Annotated in this window: 23 protein-coding genes; 5 read left to right on the top strand and 18 right to left on the bottom strand. The window is 68.6% G+C overall.

Annotated features, from left to right (window positions below; translation table 11 throughout):
• Positions 1 to 65 precede the first annotated feature (65 nt).
• Positions 66 to 1766, bottom strand: coding sequence for a dipeptidyl-peptidase 3 family protein (locus LA521A_RS14720; RefSeq protein ID WP_281779616.1), 1701 nt, complete (start codon positions 1764 to 1766; stop codon positions 66 to 68).
• A gap of 86 nt (positions 1767 to 1852) precedes the next feature.
• Here LA521A_RS14720 and LA521A_RS14715 point away from each other — a divergent pair, with 86 nt between their 5' ends.
• From LA521A_RS14715 to LA521A_RS14705, 3 genes are read left to right on the top strand one after another with little or no spacing between them, the layout of a single operon-like run.
• Complete coding sequence (locus LA521A_RS14715) at positions 1853 to 2419, top strand: YqgE/AlgH family protein (protein WP_206861438.1); 567 nt, start codon at positions 1853 to 1855, stop codon at positions 2417 to 2419.
• Positions 2419 to 2946, top strand: a complete 528-nt coding sequence (gene ruvX / locus LA521A_RS14710; protein ID WP_281779615.1) for a Holliday junction resolvase RuvX — start codon at positions 2419 to 2421, stop codon at positions 2944 to 2946. Before LA521A_RS14715 ends, ruvX begins: the two co-directional genes overlap by 1 nt.
• Positions 2943 to 3869 carry an aspartate carbamoyltransferase catalytic subunit gene (locus LA521A_RS14705; RefSeq protein WP_281779614.1) on the top strand — a complete coding sequence of 309 codons (927 nt, stop codon included), beginning with the start codon at positions 2943 to 2945 and terminating at the stop codon, positions 3867 to 3869. The genes ruvX and LA521A_RS14705 overlap by 4 nt, the downstream gene beginning before the upstream one ends.
• A gap of 15 nt (positions 3870 to 3884) precedes the next feature.
• Here the strand turns inward: LA521A_RS14705 and LA521A_RS14700 are convergent, their stop codons facing one another.
• The 17 genes from LA521A_RS14700 to LA521A_RS14620 all read right to left on the bottom strand — a co-directional run bounded on the left by LA521A_RS14700 (position 3885) and on the right by LA521A_RS14620 (position 17784).
• Positions 3885 to 4724 (bottom strand): carboxylesterase family protein, encoded by an 840-nt coding sequence (locus LA521A_RS14700; RefSeq protein WP_281779613.1) that lies wholly within the window; start codon positions 4722 to 4724, stop codon positions 3885 to 3887.
• Between the two features lie 100 nt (positions 4725 to 4824).
• Complete coding sequence (mgtE, locus tag LA521A_RS14695; protein WP_281779612.1) at positions 4825 to 6186, bottom strand: magnesium transporter; 1362 nt, start codon at positions 6184 to 6186, stop codon at positions 4825 to 4827.
• 114 nt (positions 6187 to 6300) lie between these two features.
• On the bottom strand, positions 6301 to 8028 hold the full coding sequence (ptsP, locus tag LA521A_RS14690; protein WP_281779611.1) for a phosphoenolpyruvate--protein phosphotransferase: 1728 nt from the start codon (positions 8026 to 8028) through the stop codon (positions 6301 to 6303).
• 7 nt (positions 8029 to 8035) lie between these two features.
• The gene (locus tag LA521A_RS14685; protein ID WP_281779610.1) at positions 8036 to 8305 is read right to left on the bottom strand and encodes an HPr family phosphocarrier protein; all 270 of its coding nucleotides are present in this window, start codon (positions 8303 to 8305) and stop codon (positions 8036 to 8038) included.
• Between the two features lie 89 nt (positions 8306 to 8394).
• Positions 8395 to 8787, bottom strand: a complete 393-nt coding sequence (locus tag LA521A_RS14680; protein ID WP_281779609.1) for a PTS sugar transporter subunit IIA — start codon at positions 8785 to 8787, stop codon at positions 8395 to 8397.
• 199 nt (positions 8788 to 8986) lie between these two features.
• Positions 8987 to 9307: a hypothetical protein gene (locus tag LA521A_RS14675; RefSeq protein WP_281779608.1), complete on the bottom strand. Its 321-nt coding sequence runs from the start codon at positions 9305 to 9307 to the stop codon at positions 8987 to 8989.
• A 72-nt stretch (positions 9308 to 9379) separates the two neighbouring features.
• Entirely contained in the window at positions 9380 to 9718 is a 339-nt protein-coding gene (locus tag LA521A_RS14670) for an EF-hand domain-containing protein (RefSeq protein ID WP_281779607.1), read from the bottom strand.
• A gap of 174 nt (positions 9719 to 9892) precedes the next feature.
• Positions 9893 to 10774: an RNase adapter RapZ gene (gene rapZ, locus LA521A_RS14665; RefSeq protein ID WP_281779606.1), complete on the bottom strand. Its 882-nt coding sequence runs from the start codon at positions 10772 to 10774 to the stop codon at positions 9893 to 9895.
• 30 nt (positions 10775 to 10804) lie between these two features.
• A complete protein-coding gene (gene hprK, locus LA521A_RS14660; RefSeq protein WP_281779605.1) occupies positions 10805 to 11755 on the bottom strand; it encodes an HPr(Ser) kinase/phosphatase in 951 nt (316 codons plus the stop codon).
• A gap of 8 nt (positions 11756 to 11763) precedes the next feature.
• Entirely contained in the window at positions 11764 to 12261 is a 498-nt protein-coding gene (locus tag LA521A_RS14655; protein WP_281779604.1) for a PTS sugar transporter subunit IIA, read from the bottom strand.
• 30 nt (positions 12262 to 12291) lie between these two features.
• Positions 12292 to 12618, bottom strand: coding sequence for a ribosome hibernation-promoting factor, HPF/YfiA family (gene hpf / locus LA521A_RS14650; RefSeq protein ID WP_281779603.1), 327 nt, complete (start codon positions 12616 to 12618; stop codon positions 12292 to 12294).
• Positions 12619 to 12771: 153 nt separating this feature from the next.
• Positions 12772 to 14199, bottom strand: a complete 1428-nt coding sequence (locus LA521A_RS14645) for an RNA polymerase factor sigma-54 (protein ID WP_281779602.1) — start codon at positions 14197 to 14199, stop codon at positions 12772 to 12774.
• Between the two features lie 83 nt (positions 14200 to 14282).
• Positions 14283 to 15002, bottom strand: coding sequence for an LPS export ABC transporter ATP-binding protein (lptB, locus tag LA521A_RS14640; RefSeq protein ID WP_281779601.1), 720 nt, complete (start codon positions 15000 to 15002; stop codon positions 14283 to 14285).
• Entirely contained in the window at positions 15002 to 15478 is a 477-nt protein-coding gene (gene lptA / locus LA521A_RS14635; RefSeq protein ID WP_281779600.1) for a lipopolysaccharide transport periplasmic protein LptA, read from the bottom strand. Before lptA ends, lptB begins: the two co-directional genes overlap by 1 nt.
• A gap of 16 nt (positions 15479 to 15494) precedes the next feature.
• Entirely contained in the window at positions 15495 to 16064 is a 570-nt protein-coding gene (gene lptC, locus LA521A_RS14630) for an LPS export ABC transporter periplasmic protein LptC (RefSeq protein ID WP_281779599.1), read from the bottom strand.
• An 11-nt stretch (positions 16065 to 16075) separates the two neighbouring features.
• Positions 16076 to 16657, bottom strand: coding sequence for a KdsC family phosphatase (locus LA521A_RS14625; protein WP_281779598.1), 582 nt, complete (start codon positions 16655 to 16657; stop codon positions 16076 to 16078).
• Positions 16658 to 16752: 95 nt separating this feature from the next.
• The gene (locus LA521A_RS14620) at positions 16753 to 17784 is read right to left on the bottom strand and encodes a KpsF/GutQ family sugar-phosphate isomerase (protein ID WP_281779597.1); all 1032 of its coding nucleotides are present in this window, start codon (positions 17782 to 17784) and stop codon (positions 16753 to 16755) included.
• A 190-nt stretch (positions 17785 to 17974) separates the two neighbouring features.
• On the opposite strand from LA521A_RS14620, the gene LA521A_RS14615 reads away from it, so the two are divergent.
• Both LA521A_RS14615 and murA read left to right on the top strand, forming a co-directional pair.
• Positions 17975 to 18211, top strand: a complete 237-nt coding sequence (locus LA521A_RS14615; protein WP_281779596.1) for a BolA family protein — start codon at positions 17975 to 17977, stop codon at positions 18209 to 18211.
• 69 nt (positions 18212 to 18280) lie between these two features.
• Positions 18281 to 19558 carry a UDP-N-acetylglucosamine 1-carboxyvinyltransferase gene (gene murA / locus LA521A_RS14610; RefSeq protein ID WP_281779595.1) on the top strand — a complete coding sequence of 426 codons (1278 nt, stop codon included), beginning with the start codon at positions 18281 to 18283 and terminating at the stop codon, positions 19556 to 19558.
• Positions 19559 to 19564: the final 6 nt, after the last annotated feature.

The raw sequence follows: 19564 nt of genomic DNA, 5'->3' as shown, positions 1-19564 counted from the left end.
AGGTTACGGGCCTAGGTCCCGGCGTTCGCCGGGATGACGGTTCGATGGCGGATGGCAACCCGCAACTACTTCCTGCTCGAAAATTCCTGCAAGCCCAGCGTCTCCAGCCCCTGCTCGAAGCGGATGTCCACCGGGATCTTCGCGTCCTTCAACCGCGCGAGGTCCGCGGCCAGTTCGGGCTTGATCGTGCCCATCGTTTCGGTCATGCGCTTGGCCTCGGCGTAGTCGCCATCGCCCTGCACGGTGAGCAGCTTCGCGCCGAGCGCGTTCATCGCCTCGCGCATCTTGTCGAAGTCGACGCGGTAGCGGCCGTCGGCATCGCGCGTGAACGCGCCGCGTTCGGCGAAGAAGTTGAAGCGCACCATGTTCGCCTTGCCGTGCGCATCGCTCGCGCCGAAGCGCACCGAACGCAGGATGCCGGCGAGGAAGGTCACGTAGCCGTCCATCAGCTTGCTCTGTTCGAGTTCGCCCTGGCGGCTGAGCGCATCGATCATGTACAGGCCGAGGATGTCGGCCTTGCCTTCCTCGAAGCTCGACGAATATTCCTTCAGCGCTTCATCGACCGTGCCCTTGCCGTCGAGCGTCTTCTTGATGCCCAGGCCGTGCGCGACCTCATGGAACATCACGTCCTCGAAGAACGCGTCGAAGGTGACGTGCTTGAGCTGGTCCTTCGCGATCAGCTCGTTGGCGATCGGCACCAGGATCGCGTCGAACTTCGCGCGCATGACGTTCTCCAGCTGCAGGCGACGCGTGCCCTTCTTCAGCTGCACTTCCTCGTCGTTGGGCAGGTTGATCGCGATGGTCTTGCCGCCGACGTTGGCGTTGCCGCCGTAATAGACGACCTGGTACGCGTTGAGGTCGGCGTCCGAGCCCGGCATTTCGGCCTTGTATTTCGCGTCCACCGGCAAGCCCTTCTGCAACGCCGGAAGGAAGCTGGCGAAGCGCGCGAGTTTCTGGCTCCACTCGACGTCCTTGATCAGCACCAGTCCTTCGTACGCGGCCTTGTAGCCGAACAGCTGGTCCTCGTAGGTTTCGATCGGACCGATGACGATGTCGACCGGATTGGTCTTCATGTCCATCCACGCCATGTCGCTGGGGCGGAAGTCATCGTTCAGCAGCGCGTCGGCGCGCATGTTCAGGTAGCTGGCGAAGGACGCGTCGGCGCTGAGTTTCGCGGCCTCGCGCAGTAGCGTCGCGATGCGTTCGAGCTCGGGCTTGTACGCCACGTGATACGCAACGGTGACCAGCTTGCCGTTCTCGCGGCGCAGCACGGTGTAATTCGAGGTCTTGTCCGGCAGCTGCGCGGCCTCGAATTCGGCCTTGGTCATGTCGGCCGGGTAGAACGGGCCGCCGGGCGGGCGCGGGCCCACGCCGTCGATGAAGGGCGTGTCCTCGTTCAGGCGATCCCACGGGCCGAAGTTGATGTCGACCAGCTCGCGCGTGTCGTCGTCGGGCGCGCGCGCCAGCAGCGCCGCGCGGTCGCCTTCCCAGGACTGCTTCCAGTACAGGTCGTTGGTGACTTCGCTGGCTTCCACCAGCAACGCGATCATGCGGCGGGTGTTCTCGTCGAAGCGCGAGAGATCGGCCTTCAGCGGCACCACGGCGTAGTCGCCGGCGTGCGCGGCGGCGTAGGACGTCGCATTGGCGCTTTGCGCGGGCGCGGCCGCCGCAGGCGCGGCTTCCGGCGGGTTGGCGCGCTGGCAGGCGGCGAGGGCGACGACGGCCAGGCAGGCCAGGACGAGCGGACGCTGTGAGAACGAGGGCATGGCGGCGTGAGCGCTTGGGAAAGTCGCCATCCTAACGCCGTGCCGCGATGCGGCACGCATCACGCGGGGCGGGCTAGAATGCGGCCATGTCCGTTACACCCACGCCACTGGCCAACCAGCTGCTGATCGCGCTGCCCGCGCTGGCCGACTCGAATTTCGCGCGCAGCGTGGCGCTGATCTGCCAGCACGACGCCGACGGTGCCATGGGCATCGTCGTGAACCGCGCATCGGAATACACGCTGGGCGAAGTGCTCGGCCAGATGGGCCTGGAGAGCGGCGACGAAACACTGCGCGCCCAGCCCGTGCTCGCGGGCGGCCCGGTGCATCCCGAGCGCGGTTTCGTGCTGCACGACGGCGGCATGCAGTGGGATTCGACGATGGCCATCACCGACCATCTGTTCCTCACCACCTCGCGCGACATCCTCGAAGCGATGGCGCGCGGCGAAGGCCCGGACAACGCGATCGTCGCGCTGGGCTGCGCCGGCTGGGGGTCGGGCCAGCTCGAACACGAGCTGACCGAGAACGACTGGCTCACCGCGCCGGCCGACGCCGAATTGCTGTTCGAGCTGCCGCTGGACGCGCGCTGGCAGGCGGCCGCCGGGCGCATCGGCGTCGATTTCGCGCACCTGGCCGACTACGCCGGTCACGCCTGATGGCGGCCTCGCCCGACAAGCCCAGCATCCGCCGCGACGGCACCGTGCTCGGGTTCGACGTCGGCGCGCGTCGCATCGGCGTGGCCGTTGGCAGCGCATTCGGCCACGGCGCACGCGCGCTTGCGGTGATCGACGTGCACGGCCACGGTCCGGACTGGGCGTCGATCGACCGGCTGCGCAGCGAATGGCGGCCGGATGGACTGATCGTCGGCGACCCGATGGCGCTCGACGGCGGCGACCAACCGATCCGGCAGCGCGCCCACGCCTTCGCGCGCGAACTCGCGCAGCGTTACCACCTGCCCGTCGTGCTGGTGGACGAGCGCATGAGTTCGATCGAAGCCGCGCAACGCTTCGCGTCCGATCGCGCCGAAGGCCGCAAGCGTCGCCGCGATGCCGAAGCGCTCGACGCCGTTGCCGCCGCGGTCATCATCGAACGCTGGCTCGCCTCGCCCGACGACGCGACGGACCTTTCCGATCTTCCCGATTCCACGAAATCGACCCGGCCGAGTCCGCCTCCGACCGCATGAACACGCACACGCACCTTCCGCGCCATCTGCTCACGCTCGATGGCCTGTCTTTCGACGCGCTCGATGCGCTGCTTACGCGCGCGCAGGCCTTCGCCGACGGGCATTACGACCGCCGCGCGCTCGACGGCATCGCCGTGTGCACGCTGTTCTTCGAACCGTCCACGCGCACGCGCATGAGCTTCACGCTCGCCGCCCAGCGCCTGGGCGCGGACGTGCTGAACTTCGACGCGTCCACCTCGTCCACGCGCAAGGGCGAGACCGCGCTGGACACGCTGAAGAACTTGGAAGCGATGGGCGTGCGCGGCTTCGTCGTGCGCCACCAGGAAGACGGCGCGGTGGCCGCGCTGTCGCAGCACGTGGAGGACGGCACCGCGCTGCTGAACGCCGGCGACGGCCGCAGCGCGCATCCGACGCAGGGCCTGCTCGACGTGCTCACGCTGCGACAGGCGAAGGGCTCGGACTTCTCGAAACTGAAGGTCGTCATCGTCGGCGACGTGAAGCATTCGCGCGTCGCGCGCTCCGACCTGCATGCGCTGCGCACGCTGGGCGTCGGCGAGATCCGCGTGTGCGGCCCGGCGTCGCTGCTGCCCACCGACGGCACGCTCGATGGCTGCGTCGTGTCGCACGACTTCGATGCCGCGCTGGACGGCGTGGACGCGGCGATGATGCTGCGCCTGCAACGCGAGCGCATGGAAGAAGGGCTGATCGACTCGCTCGACGACTATCACCGCGACTTCGGCCTGACGGCGCAACGCCTGAAGCGCGCGAAGCCGGATGCGGTGGTGATGCATCCGGGCCCGATCAACCGCGGCGTCGAGATCACCGACGAAGTGGCCGACGGCCCGCAGTCGCTGATCCTGCGCCAGGTGCGAAACGGGGTCGCGGTGCGCATGGCGGTGCTGGAAGCGTTGCTGCGCGGCTGACGCAAACCCGACGGTTTAAAACAACCCGCCCTTGCGCTCCTGCGCGAACGCCCACGTCCATAGCGCCGGCGTCGCGTACGCGGCGTCCCAGCTGTTGTGGCCCAGTTCGGCGAACTCCGTATAGCGCACGTTGCCGCCGAGGCTGCGCAGCGCTTCCACCAGGTGGCGCGACTGGTCGGGCGTCACCACGTCGTCCTTGCCGCCGTGGAAGGCCCACACCGGCAGCTTCTGGAGTTTCTGCGCGGCAGCGAGGAACGGGTCGGGGGCGAGCGCGACGCTTTCGAGTTGCAGGCGCTCCTTCAGGGCCGGCGGCTGGGTGACGCCGCCGCAAACCGGGATCAGCGCGGCGAAGCGGCGCGGTTCCATGATCGCCAGCTCGAACACCCCGTAGCCGCCGCGCGACATGCCGGTGAGCACGATGCGGTCCTCGTCGCCGCCGAATTCGTCGATCGACGCATCCAGCGCCGCGAGCGCCACGCGCGCCTGCGTGCCCGTCCACGAGGTGCCTTCGGCCGATTGCGGGAAGACGACGATCGCGGGGAAGGTACGGGCGTGCTCGCGCACGAACGGGCCGAGTCCGACGTCGACCTGGCGCTGGTTGTCGCTGCCCCGTTCGCCGGAACCGTGCAGGAACAGCACCGTCGGCGGATGCTTGCCGGCGACCTGTCGCGACGGCACGAAGACCTGGTAGCGGTGCGTGCCGCCGTCCACGACGACGCTGCGTTCGACGAACTGGCCCGGCGGGACCTCGCGCGGCGTGGTCGCGCAGGCGCCCAGCGCCAGCATCAGCGCGATCGCGGCGAGCCGCGCCAGGAAGGGAAGCGGGGCGAGGGCGGAACGCGGAAACGAAGGCATGGACAGGCTCCTGGCATCGGCCCGCATCATTGGCGCAGTGGCGACGCGGTGCAATGGCGTGCGTCGCAGATCGCGCTCGCGACCTGCATCGACCGCACGGTCAACGCAGCAGGATGATCGTCGCCAACCCGAGGAAGGTGAAAAAACCCATCACGTCGGTCACCGTCGTGAGGAAGATGCCCGACGCCAGCGCCGGGTCGTAGCCGAAGCGCTTGATCGTCACCGGCACCAGCACGCCCGCCACCGCCGCGAACAGCAGGTTCGCCGTGAGCGCGGTCGCGATCACGATCGACAAGCCGACGCTGTGGAACCACAGCAGCACGATCAACCCGAGCAGCGTACCGAGCACGAGGCCGTTGAGCAGCGCGACGCGCGACTCCTTCCACAGCAGCGTGCGCACGTTCGCCGCGCCGACCTGGCCCAGCGCGAGGCCGCGCACCATCAGCGCGAGCACCTGCGTGCCGGCGTTGCCGCCCATGCCGGCGACGATGGGCATCAGCACCGCCAGCGCGACCAGCTTGTCGATGGTGTCGGCGAATTCGCCGACCACGCTCGCGGCCAGGAACGCGGTGCCGAGGTTGATCGACAGCCAGATCAGCCGGCGGCGCATCGCGCGCCAGACAGGACTGAAAAGGTCCTCGTCCTCGTCCAGGCCGGCGGCGCTCAACGCCTGGTGCTCGGCTTCGCTCCGGATGATGTCGACCACGTCGTCAATGGTGATGCGGCCGAGCAGGATGTTGTTGTCGTCCACCACCGGCGCGCTGAGCCAGTCGTGGTCGGAGAACTTGCGTGCGACCTGGTTGGCCGACTCTTCCACGTCGATCGCCGGCTGCTCGTCGTCGATCAGCTTGTTGATCGGCGTGCCCGGCTCATGCGTGAGCAGCGCGGCCAGTGCGATGCGGCCCAGGTACTGGTGGCGGCGGCTGACCACGTACAGGTGGTCGGTGTGCTCGGGCAGCTCCCCGCGCAGTCGCAGGTAGCGCAGCACGACGTCGATGGTGGTGTCGGTGCGCACCGTCACCACGTCGGGGTTCATCAGGCGGCCGGCGGTGTCCTCCGGGTACGACAGCACCTGCTCGAGCCGCTCGCGGTTCTCGCGGTCCATCGACTTGAGGACTTCGTCGATGACGGTGTCGGGCAGGTCCTCGACCAGGTCGGCGAGGTCGTCGATGTCCAGGTCTTCGACCGCGGCGATGATCTCGTCCGGGTCCATCTCGGCCAACAGGCCTTCGCGCACGTCGTCGCCGACGTGGACCAGCACCTCGCCGTCGTCCTCGGCATCGACCAGGCCCCACACGACGGTGCGCTTGCCGGGCGGGAGGGATTCCAGGAGGTTGCCGATCTCCGCGGGGGAGAGCGTGTTGACCAGCCGGCGCACGGGGCCGAGGCGGCCGCTGTCCAGCGCATCGGAAAGCAGGCGCAGTTGGCGCGCGGTCTTGTCGTGGCGGACGGCTTCGGCCATGCGGGGCTTCCCGGGCTTCGTGAGAAGCGTGGTCGCGTCGGGCCGCTCGGGCACGACAGGGTCAGGTGTTCATCGCGGCATTATCGCCTTGATTGTTTTGGATGCCCACCCCTGTCACGCGATGACGGGCGCATTCTCCGCGATCCACGCCTCGATGCCCGCACGATCGCGTGCGCGCAGCAGGGCAGGGGCGCGCGATTGCAGCTGTGCGAGGTTGCAATGGCGGATCGTGCGGCGCAGTTCCAGCAGCGTGGCCGGATGCAGGCTGAACTCCATCAGCCCCAGCGCCAGCAGCATCGGCGCGAAATGCGCGTCGCCGGCCATCTCGCCGCACACCGCCACCGGCTTGTCGCGCTTGCGCGCCAGCTGGATGACGTCGCGCACCAGGCGGATCACCGCCGGATGCAGCGGCGTGTAGAGGCTGGTCAACGCCTCGTTGTTGCGATCGGCGGCGAGCAGGTACTGCACCAGGTCGTTGGTGCCGATCGACAGGAAGTCCACGCTGCCGATGAAAGCAGGCAGCGCGATCGCGGCGGCGGGCACTTCGATCATCGCGCCGAGCGGAATGTTGTCGGCGATGGCGTGGCCCTGTTCGCGCAGCTCCACCGTCACGCGCTTGAGCGTGGCACGCACCTCGCGCACTTCCTCGCGCGTGGACACCATCGGCAGCAGGATGCGCAGCGGTCCGTAGCCCGAGGCACGCACCAGCGCACGCAGCTGCGCTTCGAGCAGGCCGGCGCGCGCGAGCGACAGGCGCACGCCGCGCAGGCCGAGCGCCGGGTTGGGTTCGTCGCGCAACGCAAGACCGGTGCGGTCGGCCTTGTCGGCGCCGAGGTCGAGCGTGCGGATCGTCACCGCGCGACCGGTCATGCCGAGCACGACGTCGCGATAAACGCGGAACTGCTCTTCCTCGTCGGGCAGTTCGTTGCGCTGCAGGAACAGGAATTCGGTGCGGTACAGCCCCACGCCGGCCGCGCCGAGCGCATGCGCCTCGGCCACGTCGTCGCGCGATTCGGCGTTGGCGTAGAGCTTGATGTCGATGCCGTCGACCGTGCGCGTGGGCTCGCGGCGAAGGCGATGCAGCTGCTTGCGTTCGCGCGCGAGGTCGCGCACGCGGCCGCGATGCGCGCGCAGGTCGTTCGCGTCGGGTTCGAGGATGACGTTGCCGGTGGCGCCGTCGACGGCGAGCACGTCGCCGTCGTTGATCCGCTGCAACGCGCCTTCGGCCCCGACGACCAGCGGCAGGTGCAGGCTGCGCGCGAGGATCGCGCTGTGCGACAGGATGCTGCCGGTCGTGGTGACGATCGCCATGACGCCCTGCGCCTGCAGCTGCGCGATCTCCGCCGGCGCGACGTTGTCGGTCACCAGGATCTCGCCGGCCACGCCGGGCATGCCGGCATCGCGGCGATGCAGCGCGGCGTGGATGCGGCCGATCACCTGGTCGATGTCGTCCACGCGACTGCGGAAGTAGGCATCGTCCATCGTCTGGAACACCGACGCTATGCGGTCGCGCTGCAGGCGCAGCGCGTAGTCGGCCGAATAGCGGCCGGTGCGGATCAGTTCGTCCAGGCCCTGCAGCAGCTCGGGATCGTCCAGCAGCAGGCTGTGCAGGTCGAGGAATTCGCCGACTTCGTGCGCGAGCGCGCCGTGCAGGCGCTCGCGCAGGGCGAACATCTCGCCGCGCACGGTGGCGATGGCGGCATGCAGGCGGGTGATCTCGCCTTCCACGCGCTTGGCGGGGATGTGTTCCTCGGCGACTTCCAGGGCATGCGGCAGGCGGACGCGTGCGCGGCCGAGCGCGCTTCCGCGCGAGGCCCCGTGACCGACGAACGCCTGCCTCATCCGCGCCTCAGCTGTCTTCGTCGAAACGGCGTTCGAACAGCGACACGACCGCCTGCGCGGCCTGGTCCTCGTCGTCGCCTTCCACGCGCAGCTTCACCTGCGTGCCCTGGCCGGCGGCGAGCAGCATCACGCCCATGATGCTCTTGGCGTTCACCTCGCGCCCCTTGGCGGTGAGGGTGGCGCTGCTGCGGTAGCCCGACAACGTCTGCACGAGCTTGGCCGTGGCCCGCGCATGCAGGCCGAGTCGATTGCTGACGGTCAATTCGTGTTCGATCATCGTCGCGTCCTCCGGGCCCGTCGCCGGTCCCGCGTCTGTGCTGCTCCAATCATGCTTCGTCCAGCTGTATTCGTGCGCCGCGCCGGGCGTCAGGCTTCGTCCAGGATCACGCCGTTGCGCGCGCCGCCCGCGGCGACCGCCGGCAGCTCGTCAAGACCCAGGTCCGCGTAGTTCATTACCCGCAGCAGCATCGGCAGGTTCACCGCCGAGACGCGCCGCACCGGCGTGCCCAGTCGCGCGACCTTGGCCGCGAGGTTGCTGGGCGTGGCGCCGTAGAGATCGGTCATCACCAGCACGCCGTCGCCGGCATCCACCCGGCGCAATGCGGCGCTGGCCTGCGGAAGCAGCGCGTCGGGATCGCCCTCGAACGGCACCTCAAGCGCTTCGGTGCGCAGCGGCAGCTGGCTCAGCAGCCGGCGCGCCACCGCGACCAGCGCGGTGCCGATGCCTTCGTGGGTGATCAGGAGGATGCCGACGGCCATGGCGTCAACTTAACAGGTCCGGGTGACGGGCCGGAAGCAGGAAACACGCCGACTAGCGACTTCCGCGACGCTCGCCGTCCGCGCGCCCGGGCGGCGCTTGAAGGCCGTCACGAAAGCCCGCCGGCCGGGTACGAAAACGGCCCGCTTGCGCGGGCCGTCGGTAGGGGGAGATCCGGCCCATGAAGAGCCCGGCCGTGGATCACGTGCGCGGCGGGGTGGTGCTGTCCTGCGGCGTGGTCTGGTCGGCCGGCGGCGTCGTGCCTTCGGTCGGCGGCGGCGTGGTCGACGGCGGGGTCGTCGTATCCGTCGGCGGCATCGTGCTGTCGGTCGGCGGCGTCGTCGGCGTGGTGGTGTCGGCCGGCGGCATCGTGTCGGCAGGCGGCGTGGTGGTCGTATCGGCCGGCGGCGTTTCGGTGGCCGGCGGGACGACGTCGGTCTCGTGCTTCTGGCAGCCGGCCAGCGCCAGCGTCGAGGACACGAGGATCAGCGCAAGGGCGCCAGTGAGTCGATGGGTGTTCATGCGGTCGATGCTCCTTTCGGTTTCAGGGGAAGGTTCTTGTCGTCGGGTCGGATGCAGCGATGCGTGGTCGCATCACTGCGGCGTGGAGGTGTCGGTGCGCTGGTGGCCCGCTGCGTACTCGGCTTCGGACACTTGTCCGTCGCCGTCGCGATCGACCTGCGCGAAGTGGCCGGTGAGTCGGGCGTCGGCTGCGGCTTCGTCCTTGCTGACCGCGCCGTCGGCGTTGACGTCGAGGTCGGAGAAGCTGAGCGTGCGCGGCGTGGTGTCGGTCGTGCTGCCGGTCGGTGGCGGCGTGGTGGGAGTCGGACGTTCCGTTCGCTGCGCAAGGGCAGGGGAGGCGAACACGAGGGCCAGCGCGACGGCCTGCGCGAAGGTCAGGATGGAGGTCTGCGTCACGGTGGATTTCGGCATTGCACTCTCCTGCGGGCGAGCGCCATTGGGCAGCGCAACCCGACCGTAGCGTTGTCACCGCAAGCCGTGCGCAAGCGTGATGCGAAAATTTCGTGAGGCGTGTCCGCGCGACGGCGCGAGTCAGGACGCATTCACCGCGATGAGGCCGTCGTGTGGCGAGGCCGTGAAGGCGCGTCAGTCCAGTTCGCGATGGTGGACGGCGACCTCGTCCCAGCCCTGTTCGCGTGCGTGTTCGGCGAAACGTTCCGCGAGGTAGACCGAACGATGCCGCCCACCGGTGCAACCGAAGGCGATCGTCGCGTAGCTGCGCGTGCTGTCGACGTGCAGGCGCGGCAGCCAGGTGTCGAGGAACTGGCGGATCTGGTCGAAGAACAGGTTCACGTCGGCCTGCGAGCCGAGGTATTCGCGGATCGCCGCATCGCGACCGGACAACGGGCGCAGCACCGGATCCCAGTGCGGGTTCGGAAGCGCGCGTGCGTCGAACACGAAGTCCGCATCCGGCGGCACGCCGCGACGGTATGCGAAGGATTCGAACAGCAGCGACATGCCGGTGTCGCCGCCAATGCCGAACTCGGTCAGCACCTGGCGACGCAGCTGGTGCACGTTGAGCGTGCTGGTGTCGACGACCGCGTCGGCGATGGACCGCAGCGGCTTGAGCACCTGGCGCTCGAGCGCGATCGCATCGGCCAGCGACAGCCCGAGGTGACTCAGCGGATGACGCCGGCGCGTATCGGCGTATCGCTTCAGCAGCGCGCTTTCGTCGGCATCGAAGAACACCAGGCGCGGATCCAGCCCGAGCCTGCCGACGGCCGACAGCCATTCGGGAATGTTGCTCAGGTCGCTATGGCGGTTTCGCACGTCGATGCTCACCGCCATCTTCGCCGGCACGCCGTCGTCGGCGTGCATGACGCTGGCAACGAACTGCGGGAGCAGGTCCGCCGGCAGGTTGTCGACGCAGAAATAGCCCAGGTCTTCGAAGGTCCGGAGCGCAACGGATTTGCCCGAACCGGACATGCCGCTGACGATGACAAGCGTGGAGTTGGGCGATTCGCTCATGGCGCGTGGCGGAAGGAGGAGGGCGTGCGGTCAGGAATCGCCGCGTTCGAGGAAATTGCTGTGTCGCGCGATGAACGCCGCCGCCGGATCGAGCCCCTTCATGCGCAGGCTGTGCAGGCGCGTCGCCGCCTCCGTGAGCACGGCGAGGTTGCGGCCGGGCATCACGGGCAAGGTGATCATCGGAACGTCGAGGTCGAGCACGCGTCGCACGCCGCTGTCGCCGGTGAGGCGTTCCATGCCCATCGGCTTGGGCTCGGTCATCGGCCTGCCCAGGTGCACGATCAGGCGCAGGTACTTGTTGTTCTTCACCGCGGTGTCGCCGAACATCTGGCGGATGTTGAGCACGCCCAGGCCGCGCACTTCGAGCAGGTCCTGGAGCATTTCCGGACAGGTGCCGTCGAGCACGTCCGGCGCGATCTGGGTGAATTCCGGCGCGTCGTCGGCGACCAGGCGATGGCCGCGCGTCACCAGTTCCAGCGCCAGCTCGCTCTTGCCCGAACCCGATTCGCCGGTGATCAGCACGCCGATGGAGTAGATCTCCATGAACACGCCGTGCAACGTCACGCGCGGCGCGAGCGAGCGCGCCAAGTGGTATTGCAGGTGGTTGAGCAGTTCGTGCCCACGACGCGGCGACACCCACAGCGGCGTGTGGCTTTCCTCGGCGGCGATGCGCAGGTCCTCGGGGCAGGGCTGGTCCTTGCTGATGACCAGCGCGAGCGGGCGGAACTGCATGATCTTCTCGATCGTCTCCCAGCGCAGGCGCGGTTCGAGCGCGTCGAGCCAGGCCAGTTCCTCCGTGCCGAGGATCTGCACCTTGTTGGGATAGATCGCGTTGAGGTAACCGGCCAGCGACGGACGTCGCGCGACGGTGTTGACCGATTCGAGGATGCGGCGGTCGCCGCGCTGCCCGGCCAGCCAGCGCAGGCCGAGACGATCGCGTTGTTGTTCGAACAGTTCCCCTGCGCTGATGCTGGTGCTCATCCGGGCCCTCAGGCGGCGCAGGGAAGGAAGTCGGGACCCGAGCCGCTCAGCAACTGGCGCAGGTGTCCGGCGTCGCGTGCCTTTCGCAGCGCGGCGCGGTAGTCGGGATTGGCGAAGCGGTCGGCGATTTCCGCCAGCCGCTGCAGTTGTGCGTTCACGTCGTGCTCGGGAACGAGCAGCGCGAGTACGAGATCGACGGGCTTGCCGTCGGCCGCTTCGAAATCCACCGGATGCTGCAGGCGGATGAACGCCGCGCGGCATTCGTCCAAGCCGTCGATGCGCGCATGCGGAACGGCGACGCCTTCGCCGAGCGCGGTGCTCGCGCGGCTTTCGCGATCGCGCAGGGCGCGTGCGATGGGCGCGCTGTCGGTGCCATCGGCCAATAACCAGGCCGCTGCATCGAGCACACGCGCAAGTACGGGCGCGCCCTCGGGCGCGCCCGTCTCTATCGCGTGGCCATCCAGGATGGCGACACGCGCGTGTGACAACAGGTCATGCAGCGGCATGGCGTGGTCGGAAGGTTCCTGATCGGGCGATCAGCCGAAGTTGTTGCTGCGGGCGGCGCTTTCGCCGCGATGGTGGTCGACGACCTTGCTGCGGTGTTCGCGAAGCAGGCGGTCGAGCTTGTCGGACAGCAGGTCGATGGCCGCGTACATGTCCAGCGCCTGGGCGTCGGCGACCAGCGTGCGGCCGGCGAGGTTCACGGTGGCCTTGGCGCGGTGGTTGGGTTTCTCAAGGCTCAGCTGGGTGCGGACATCGAAGGGTTGTTCGCAGTGGCGCTCCAGTCGCGAGAGCTTGTTTTCCACGTAGTCCCGCAGGGCGGGCGTGACCTCGATCTGCTGGCCGTAAGTTTCGATACGCATCGAAGACCTCCTTTACGTCGCGACGGGTAGACAGGATGGCACGCCCGGTGCGTTGCGCAAGAGGCATGCATCCGCAGTTTCGCGATTGCGCGCTGAACGCTTTGATCCCGCAAGGTTTTGTGACCGCCGATTTCACGCGGCGGTTCCGAATTCCTAACCGATCCTTACCCGGTCCTGCGACGACGGAATGCTCATCGCCTCGCGGTATTTGGCGACGGTGCGTCGCGCGACGGGCACGCCGGTGGCCTTGAGGGTTTCGGCCAGGCGGGCGTCGGAGAGAGGCTTGCGGGGATTTTCAGCCTCGATCAGGCGGCGGATCATCGCCTGGATGGCCGTGCTGGACGCCTCGCCGCCGGTGCCGGTCTCGATGCCGGAAGCGAAGAATGCGCGCAACGGCACCGTACCGCGCGGCGTTCGCGCGTATTTGCGGGCGATGGCGCGCGAAACGGTGGATTCGTGCAGGCCCACTTCGGCCGCGACCTCGCGCAGCGTGAGCGGCCGAAGCGCGCTGTCGCCGAACTCGAGGAATGCCGCCTGCTGCTTGATCAGGCAGCGCGCGACCTTGATGAGCGTTTCGCCGCGCGCTTCCAGGCTCTTGAGCAGCCAGCGCGCTTCCTGCAGGTGGCCGCGCAGGTAGCTCGCGTCGGTGCCGCTGGCGTGGCGCAGCATGTTTTCGTAGCCGCGGTGGATCGAAATGCGCGGGCGCATGCCATCGGCGAGCGCGACGCGCCACAGACCGTGCTGGCGCCAGATCACCACGTCCGGTGCGATGTAGGTGTCGCTGGCGATGGCGCCGATCTGCGCGCCCGGGCGCGGATCCAGCGAGCGCAGCAACTGGACGGCGGTTTCGGCCTCGCCCAGATCGAGCTTGAGCTCGGCCGCGAGTCCCGCCACGCCGACGCGCGGCAGGCGCTCCAGCGGCCCATTGGCCAGCTGGTGGGCCAATGCGCGCCCCGGCGTTTCCGGAGGCAGCTGTGCGAGCTGCAGGCGCAGGCATTCGCCCAATGTGCGGGCACCCACGCCCACCGGATCGAACTGCTGGATCTGGTGCAGGACGGTGGTGAGTTCCTCCAGGCTGCATTCCAGCGCGGGATCGAGCGACGAGGCGATGTTTTCCAGCGGCTCGCGCAGGTAACCGTCGTCATCGACGGATTCGATCAACGCCACGCCGATCGATCGATCGCGCGCGGAGAGCGGGCTCAGGTGAAGCTGCCAGAGCAGGTGGTCGTGCAGCGTGTCCGACTCGGCGACCTGTTCGGCGATGGGCGTGTCGTCGTCGCTGTCGGCCGGGCCGAGGCGTTCGTACCACGGCTCGCCGTCGGTGCTCCATTCGGCTTCCGGCGGCAGGTGTTCGGGCTCGGCCCCGTTGGTCGCGTTCTCGCCGCCCGCCTCGCCGTTGGTGGTTCCGTTGGCGACGCTGATGGTCGTCTCGGTCCAGTCCAGCAGCGGATTGCTTTCCACCGCCGCGGCCAGTTCAGCCTCGAGCTCGACCGCGGACAGCTGCAGCAGGCGGATCGCCTGACGCAACTGCGGTGTCATCACCAGCTGTTGTCCGAGTGCGGCTTGAAGACGCGGTTTCATTGTCGAATGCCAACGCGACCAGGGGGATCCGACGGCCGCGTGGCATTGGGCGTGCGGAGAAGCCGCACCCTTCGACTACATCATTACAGCCGGAAGGTTTCGCCCAGGTAGACGCGACGTACATCGGGGTTCGCAAGCAGCGCGTCCGGTGCACCCTGCGCCAGCACGCCGCCTTCGTTGAGGATATACGCACGATCGCAAATGCCCAAGGTTTCGCGGACGTTGTGGTCCGTGATCAGGACCCCGATTCCGCGATTCTTGAGGTGGCGCACGATCCGCTGGATCTCGCCGACGGAAATCGGGTCGACGCCGGCGAAGGGTTCGTCGAGCAGCATCAGGCGCGGACGCGCGGCCAGCGCGCGTGCGATTTCGACACGGCGACGCTCGCCGCCGGACAGGCTCGCGCCGATCTGCTCGGCGACGTGGCCGACCTGCAATTCGTCCAGCAGGCTTTCCAGTTCGCGGTCGCGGCCCTGGCGATCCAGATCGTCGCGAAGCTCGAGCACGAGGCGGATGTTGTCGGCCACCGTGAGCTTGCGGAATACCGAAGGTTCCTGCGGCAGGTAGCCCACGCCGTACTTGGCGCGCGCATACATCGGCTCGGAGGTGATGTCCTTGCCGTCCAGCACGATCTGCCCGGCGTCGGCGGGCACCAGGCCCACGATCATGTAGAAGCACGTCGTCTTGCCGGCACCGTTGGGGCCGAGCAGGCCGACGACTTCGCCGGCATCGAGCGTGAGGCCGAAGTCCTTCACCACTTCGCGCGAACGGTAGGCCTTGCGCAGGCCCTGGGCGACCAGCATCAGCCGCCCCCCTGGTTCTTCGGAATGATGCGGATGCGCACGCGATCGTTCGCGCCCTGGCCACCGCCCTGCACCTGGCCGGTCTTCATGTTGTAGACCACGCGCTCGCCGGCGATGGAGCCGGACGGCTGGTTGATCTTCACGCCACCGGTGAAGACGACGATCTCGGTCTTGAGGTCGTAATCGACCTTCTTCGCGACCGCGTCCATCTGCTTGCCGTCGTCGAGTTCCTGCTTGAGCGTCACCGGCGATCCGGTCAGCACCACGCGCACGGGATCGCCGTTGGCGGAGGTGATCACGGCCTGGTCGGCGCGGATTTCCAGCGTGCCCTGCGTGATGATCACGCCGCCGCTGAGCACCGTCGGACGGCTGTCGTCCATCGAGTAGTCGCTGCGACCGGCGTCGATGTCCATCGGCTTGTTGCGATCGGACGTGCGCGCGAGCAGCGTCGCCGGCACGAGGACCAGTGCCAGCATCACAGCGAGCGTTGCACTAGGGCGCAGCACGTTCATATCGGGCCTTGACGTCGTTCTTGAGGGTGATGCGCTTGGCATCGAGGTCGGCATCCAGGCCGCGGCCGTTCAGTATAAGGCCCGGCTGCGTGAGGGTTACCTGCGAGGCCGAGGTGGCGCGCCTGGCGTCGGGGAAAACGTTCAGTTCCTCGGTGTCGACCTTGATGGGCTTTCCATCGGCGTTCGTGCTGCGCGCGCGGACGCCGCCGAGCAGGCGCACTTCGTCGGCCTTCTCGCTGACCCAGCCGCTCTGCGAGGTGATCTGCCACGCCGATGCCTGGCTGCCCTGGCGCGGCGGGATCTGGAATTCCGGCGTGGCGATCTGCATCGTGCGCACGTCCGGATCGCGTTCCAGCTTCGGCGCCTTGAGCGTGAAGGATTCGAGCCCGGCGTCGTTGAGCACCGTGGCCTGGAAGTCGTGCAGCACGTAGTCCGGGCGCTTGCCGATCGGGCCCGTCGCCGTGCCGCGATCGCGTTGCTGCCACATCATCCAGCCGCTGAGCAGTGCGCCGGCAAGCAGGGCGAGCGTGCCGATCGCGCGCCAGTTCATCGCCCGCCAATTCATGCGTTGCCTTCCACGCGCACGCCTTCCACGCGCAGCAGGTCGTCGAGCAGGCGTTCGGCGTGTCCCTGCGCGGCGAGCAGCAGGTCGCAGAACTCACGCACCGCGCCGTGGCCGGCGCGCGCCGTGGTGCGCCAGTGCACGCGTTCGGACACCCAGCGATGCGCGTCCGCCGGCGCGACGGCGAATCCCGTCTGCAGCATCACGCGCAGGTCGGCGAGGTCGTCGCCCATGAAGGACACCTGGTCCATGCCGATGCCAAGGCGCGCCGCGATGTCATGCACGCACGCCAGCTTGTCCTTCACGCCCACGTGTACCTCGTCGATGCCCAGGTCGGCGCCGCGGCGCTTGGCGATCGGGCCGCCGCGCGCGGTGATGAAGGCCACGGCGATGCCGACCTTGCCCAGCAACGTGAGGCCCTGGCCGTCATGTACGTGGAAGGCCTTCAGCTCGCTGCCCTCGCCATCGAAGTACAACCGGCCGTCGGTCAACGTGCCGTCGACGTCGAAGCACGCCAGCCGCACGCGCGTGGCGCGTTCGCGGATGTCGGCGGGGTAGTCGTTGAGGTGGCTGTATGGCATGGAGCTAGAAGTGGGTAAGGAGGAATGGGAAAAGCGCGGGAGGCGAGCCGGAGGATCCCGATCGCCTCGCATTCCGCTGCGCTCGTTCCCCGCCGTTAGACAACGCGGGCCCGCAACAGGTCATGAATGTTGAGGGCGCCCACGACGCGGCCTTCAGCGTCCACGACCAGCAGGCCGCTGATCTTGTGCGCTTCCATCAGTTGCGCCGCTTCCACCGCCATCGCGTCGCTGCCGATGGTCTTGGGCGAACGCGTCATCACCTCGACGATGCGCGTGTTGCGCAGGTCGAGGCGATCGTCGTCCAGCGTGCGACGCAGGTCGCCGTCGGTGTACAGACCGAGCAGGCGGTCGTCCGCATCGACCACGGCGGTCATGCCCAGGCGCTTGCGGCTCATCTCGACCAGCGCTTCGCTCACGCTCGCGTCCGCGCCCACGCGCGGCACGCTGTCGCCCGAATGCATGATGTCGGCGATGTGCAGCAGCAGGCGGCGACCGAGCGAACCGGCCGGGTGCGAGCGCGCGAAGTCGTCGGCGGTGAAACCGCGCGCATCCAGCAGCGCGACCGCGAGCGCATCGCCCATCGCCAGCGAGGCGGTGGTGCTCGACGTCGGCGCCAGCGCGAGCGGGCAGGCTTCGGCGTGGACGCTCACGTCCAGGTGCACGTCGGCCTCGCGGGCGAGCGAGGAATTGGCGCGGCCCGTCATCGCGATGAGCTTGTTGCCCTGGCGCTTGAGCACCGGCAGCAGCATCAGCACTTCGTCGCTTTCGCCCGAGTAGGACAGCGCGAGCACGACGTCGACGTCGGTGATCATGCCCAGGTCACCGTGCCCGGCTTCGCCCGGATGCACGTAGAAGGCCGGGGTGCCGGTGGAGGCCAGGGTCGCGGCGATCTTGCGCGCGATGTGGCCGGACTTGCCCATGCCGGTGCAGACCACGCGGCCCTGCGAGGCGAGGATGAGCCGGCACGCGGCGCTGAAGTCGCCGTCGATGCGCGATGCGACCTCCGACAGCGCCTGCGCTTCGATCTCGAAGACGCGCCGCCCGCTGGCGGCGAGCGTGGCCGGATCGTCGGCGTGGGGCGATGCGTGGAGGGGCGTGGGACGCGAGGGAACTGGAATGCTTGCCATGGGGCGCGCCATTTCGGACCGGGGGTCTTTCCGCTAGGCTAATCCATCCATTCTAGGCGGTTGCGCCGGCAAGTGCCCGTCACGGGCGCCTCCCTCGGCGCCAGGCCCGATGGCCACCGCCCGCCCGGTGCGGCGCGCAGGACGCGCGAAACCGCTTTCCCCGAAGCAAAGACACTCAAAGGCCGCTCCCTTGAACCCCGACACCATCCGCCAGCTGATCGAACAGGGCCTGCCCGGCGCGCGCGCCGACGTGCGTGGCGACGACGGCGTGCACTTCGAAGCCACCGTCGTGGCCGAAGCCTTCCGCGGCAAGCTGCCGCTGGCCCGCCACCGCCTCGTCTACGCGACGCTCGGCGATCGCATGGGCGGCGAGATCCACGCGCTCGCGCTGAAGACGCTGACGCCGGAAGAAGCCGGAACGGCCTGATTCGTGCGGCGCATCCGACGCGCCGGACGTCAGCTCACATCACGAACTACGACTCACGAATCACACCCAATGCAAAAGATCGTTGTGGAAGGCGGCGCCGCGCTCAACGGCGAGGTGCAGATCTCCGGCGCGAAGAACGCCGTCCTGCCGATCCTGTGCGCGACGCTGCTCGCCGACGGCCCGGTGTCGATCACCAACGTGCCCAACCTGCACGACGTGGTGACCACCGCCAAGCTGCTGGGCGAACTCGGCGCCGGCATCACCGTGGATGAAGGCACGCTCGGCAGGGGCCGCGGCATGGTGATCGATCCGACCACCGTGCACAGCCACGTCGCGCCCTACGAACTGGTCAAGACGATGCGCGCCTCGGTGCTCGTCCTCGGCCCGCTGCTGGCCAAGTACGGCGCTGCGGAAGTCTCGCTGCCGGGCGGTTGCGCGATCGGTTCGCGCCCGGTCGACCAGCACATCAAGGGCCTGCAGGCGCTGGGCGCCGACATCAGCGTCGAGAACGGCTACATCAAGGCCCGTCGCAACGGTCGCCTGAAGGGCGCGCGCTTCGTGTTCGACATGGTCACCGTCACCGGCACCGAGAACGTGCTGATGGCCGCCGCGCTCGCCGAAGGCACCAGCGTGCTGGAAAACGCCGCGATGGAGCCGGAGATCGTCGACCTCGCCGACTGCCTCAACGCACTGGGCGCGAACATCGAGCACGCCGGCAGCGGCCGCATCATCGTGCACGGCGTCGAGCGCCTGCACGGCGGCAACCACCACGTACTGCCCGACCGCATCGAAACCGGCACCTTCCTCGTCGCCGCGGCGATGACCGGCGGCCGCGTCACGGTGCGCTCCGCGCGTCCGGACACGCTCGACGCGGTGATCGACAAGCTCAAGCAGGCCGGCGCGCAGATCACGGTCGACGCCGATCGCATCACGCTCGACATGGGCGGTCGCCGTCCGAAGTCCGTGGACCTGACCACCGCGCCGCACCCCGCGTTCCCGACCGACATGCAGGCGCAGTTCATGGCGCTCAACTGCATCGCCGAGGGCGTGGGCGTGATCAACGAGACCATCTTCGAAAACCGCTTCATGCACGTGTCGGAACTGCAGCGCCTGGGCGCCGACATCCGCGTGGAAGGGCACACCGCGATCGTGCGCGGCGTGCAGCGCCTCAGCGGTGCGCCGGTGATGGCGACCGACCTTCGCGCGTCGGCGTCGCTGGTGCTGGCGGGCCTGGTCGCCGAAGGCGCGACCACCATCGACCGCATCTACCACCTGGACCGCGGCTACGAGAACATCGAGGAGAAGCTCTCGGGCCTGGGCGCCAACATCCGCCGCATCGGGGGATGATCGGGC

This window comes from Lysobacter auxotrophicus, assembly GCF_027924565.1.
Classification (GTDB): Bacteria; Pseudomonadota; Gammaproteobacteria; order Xanthomonadales; family Xanthomonadaceae; genus Lysobacter_J; species Lysobacter_J auxotrophicus.
This window is presented reverse-complemented; position numbering and strand designations above follow the sequence as displayed.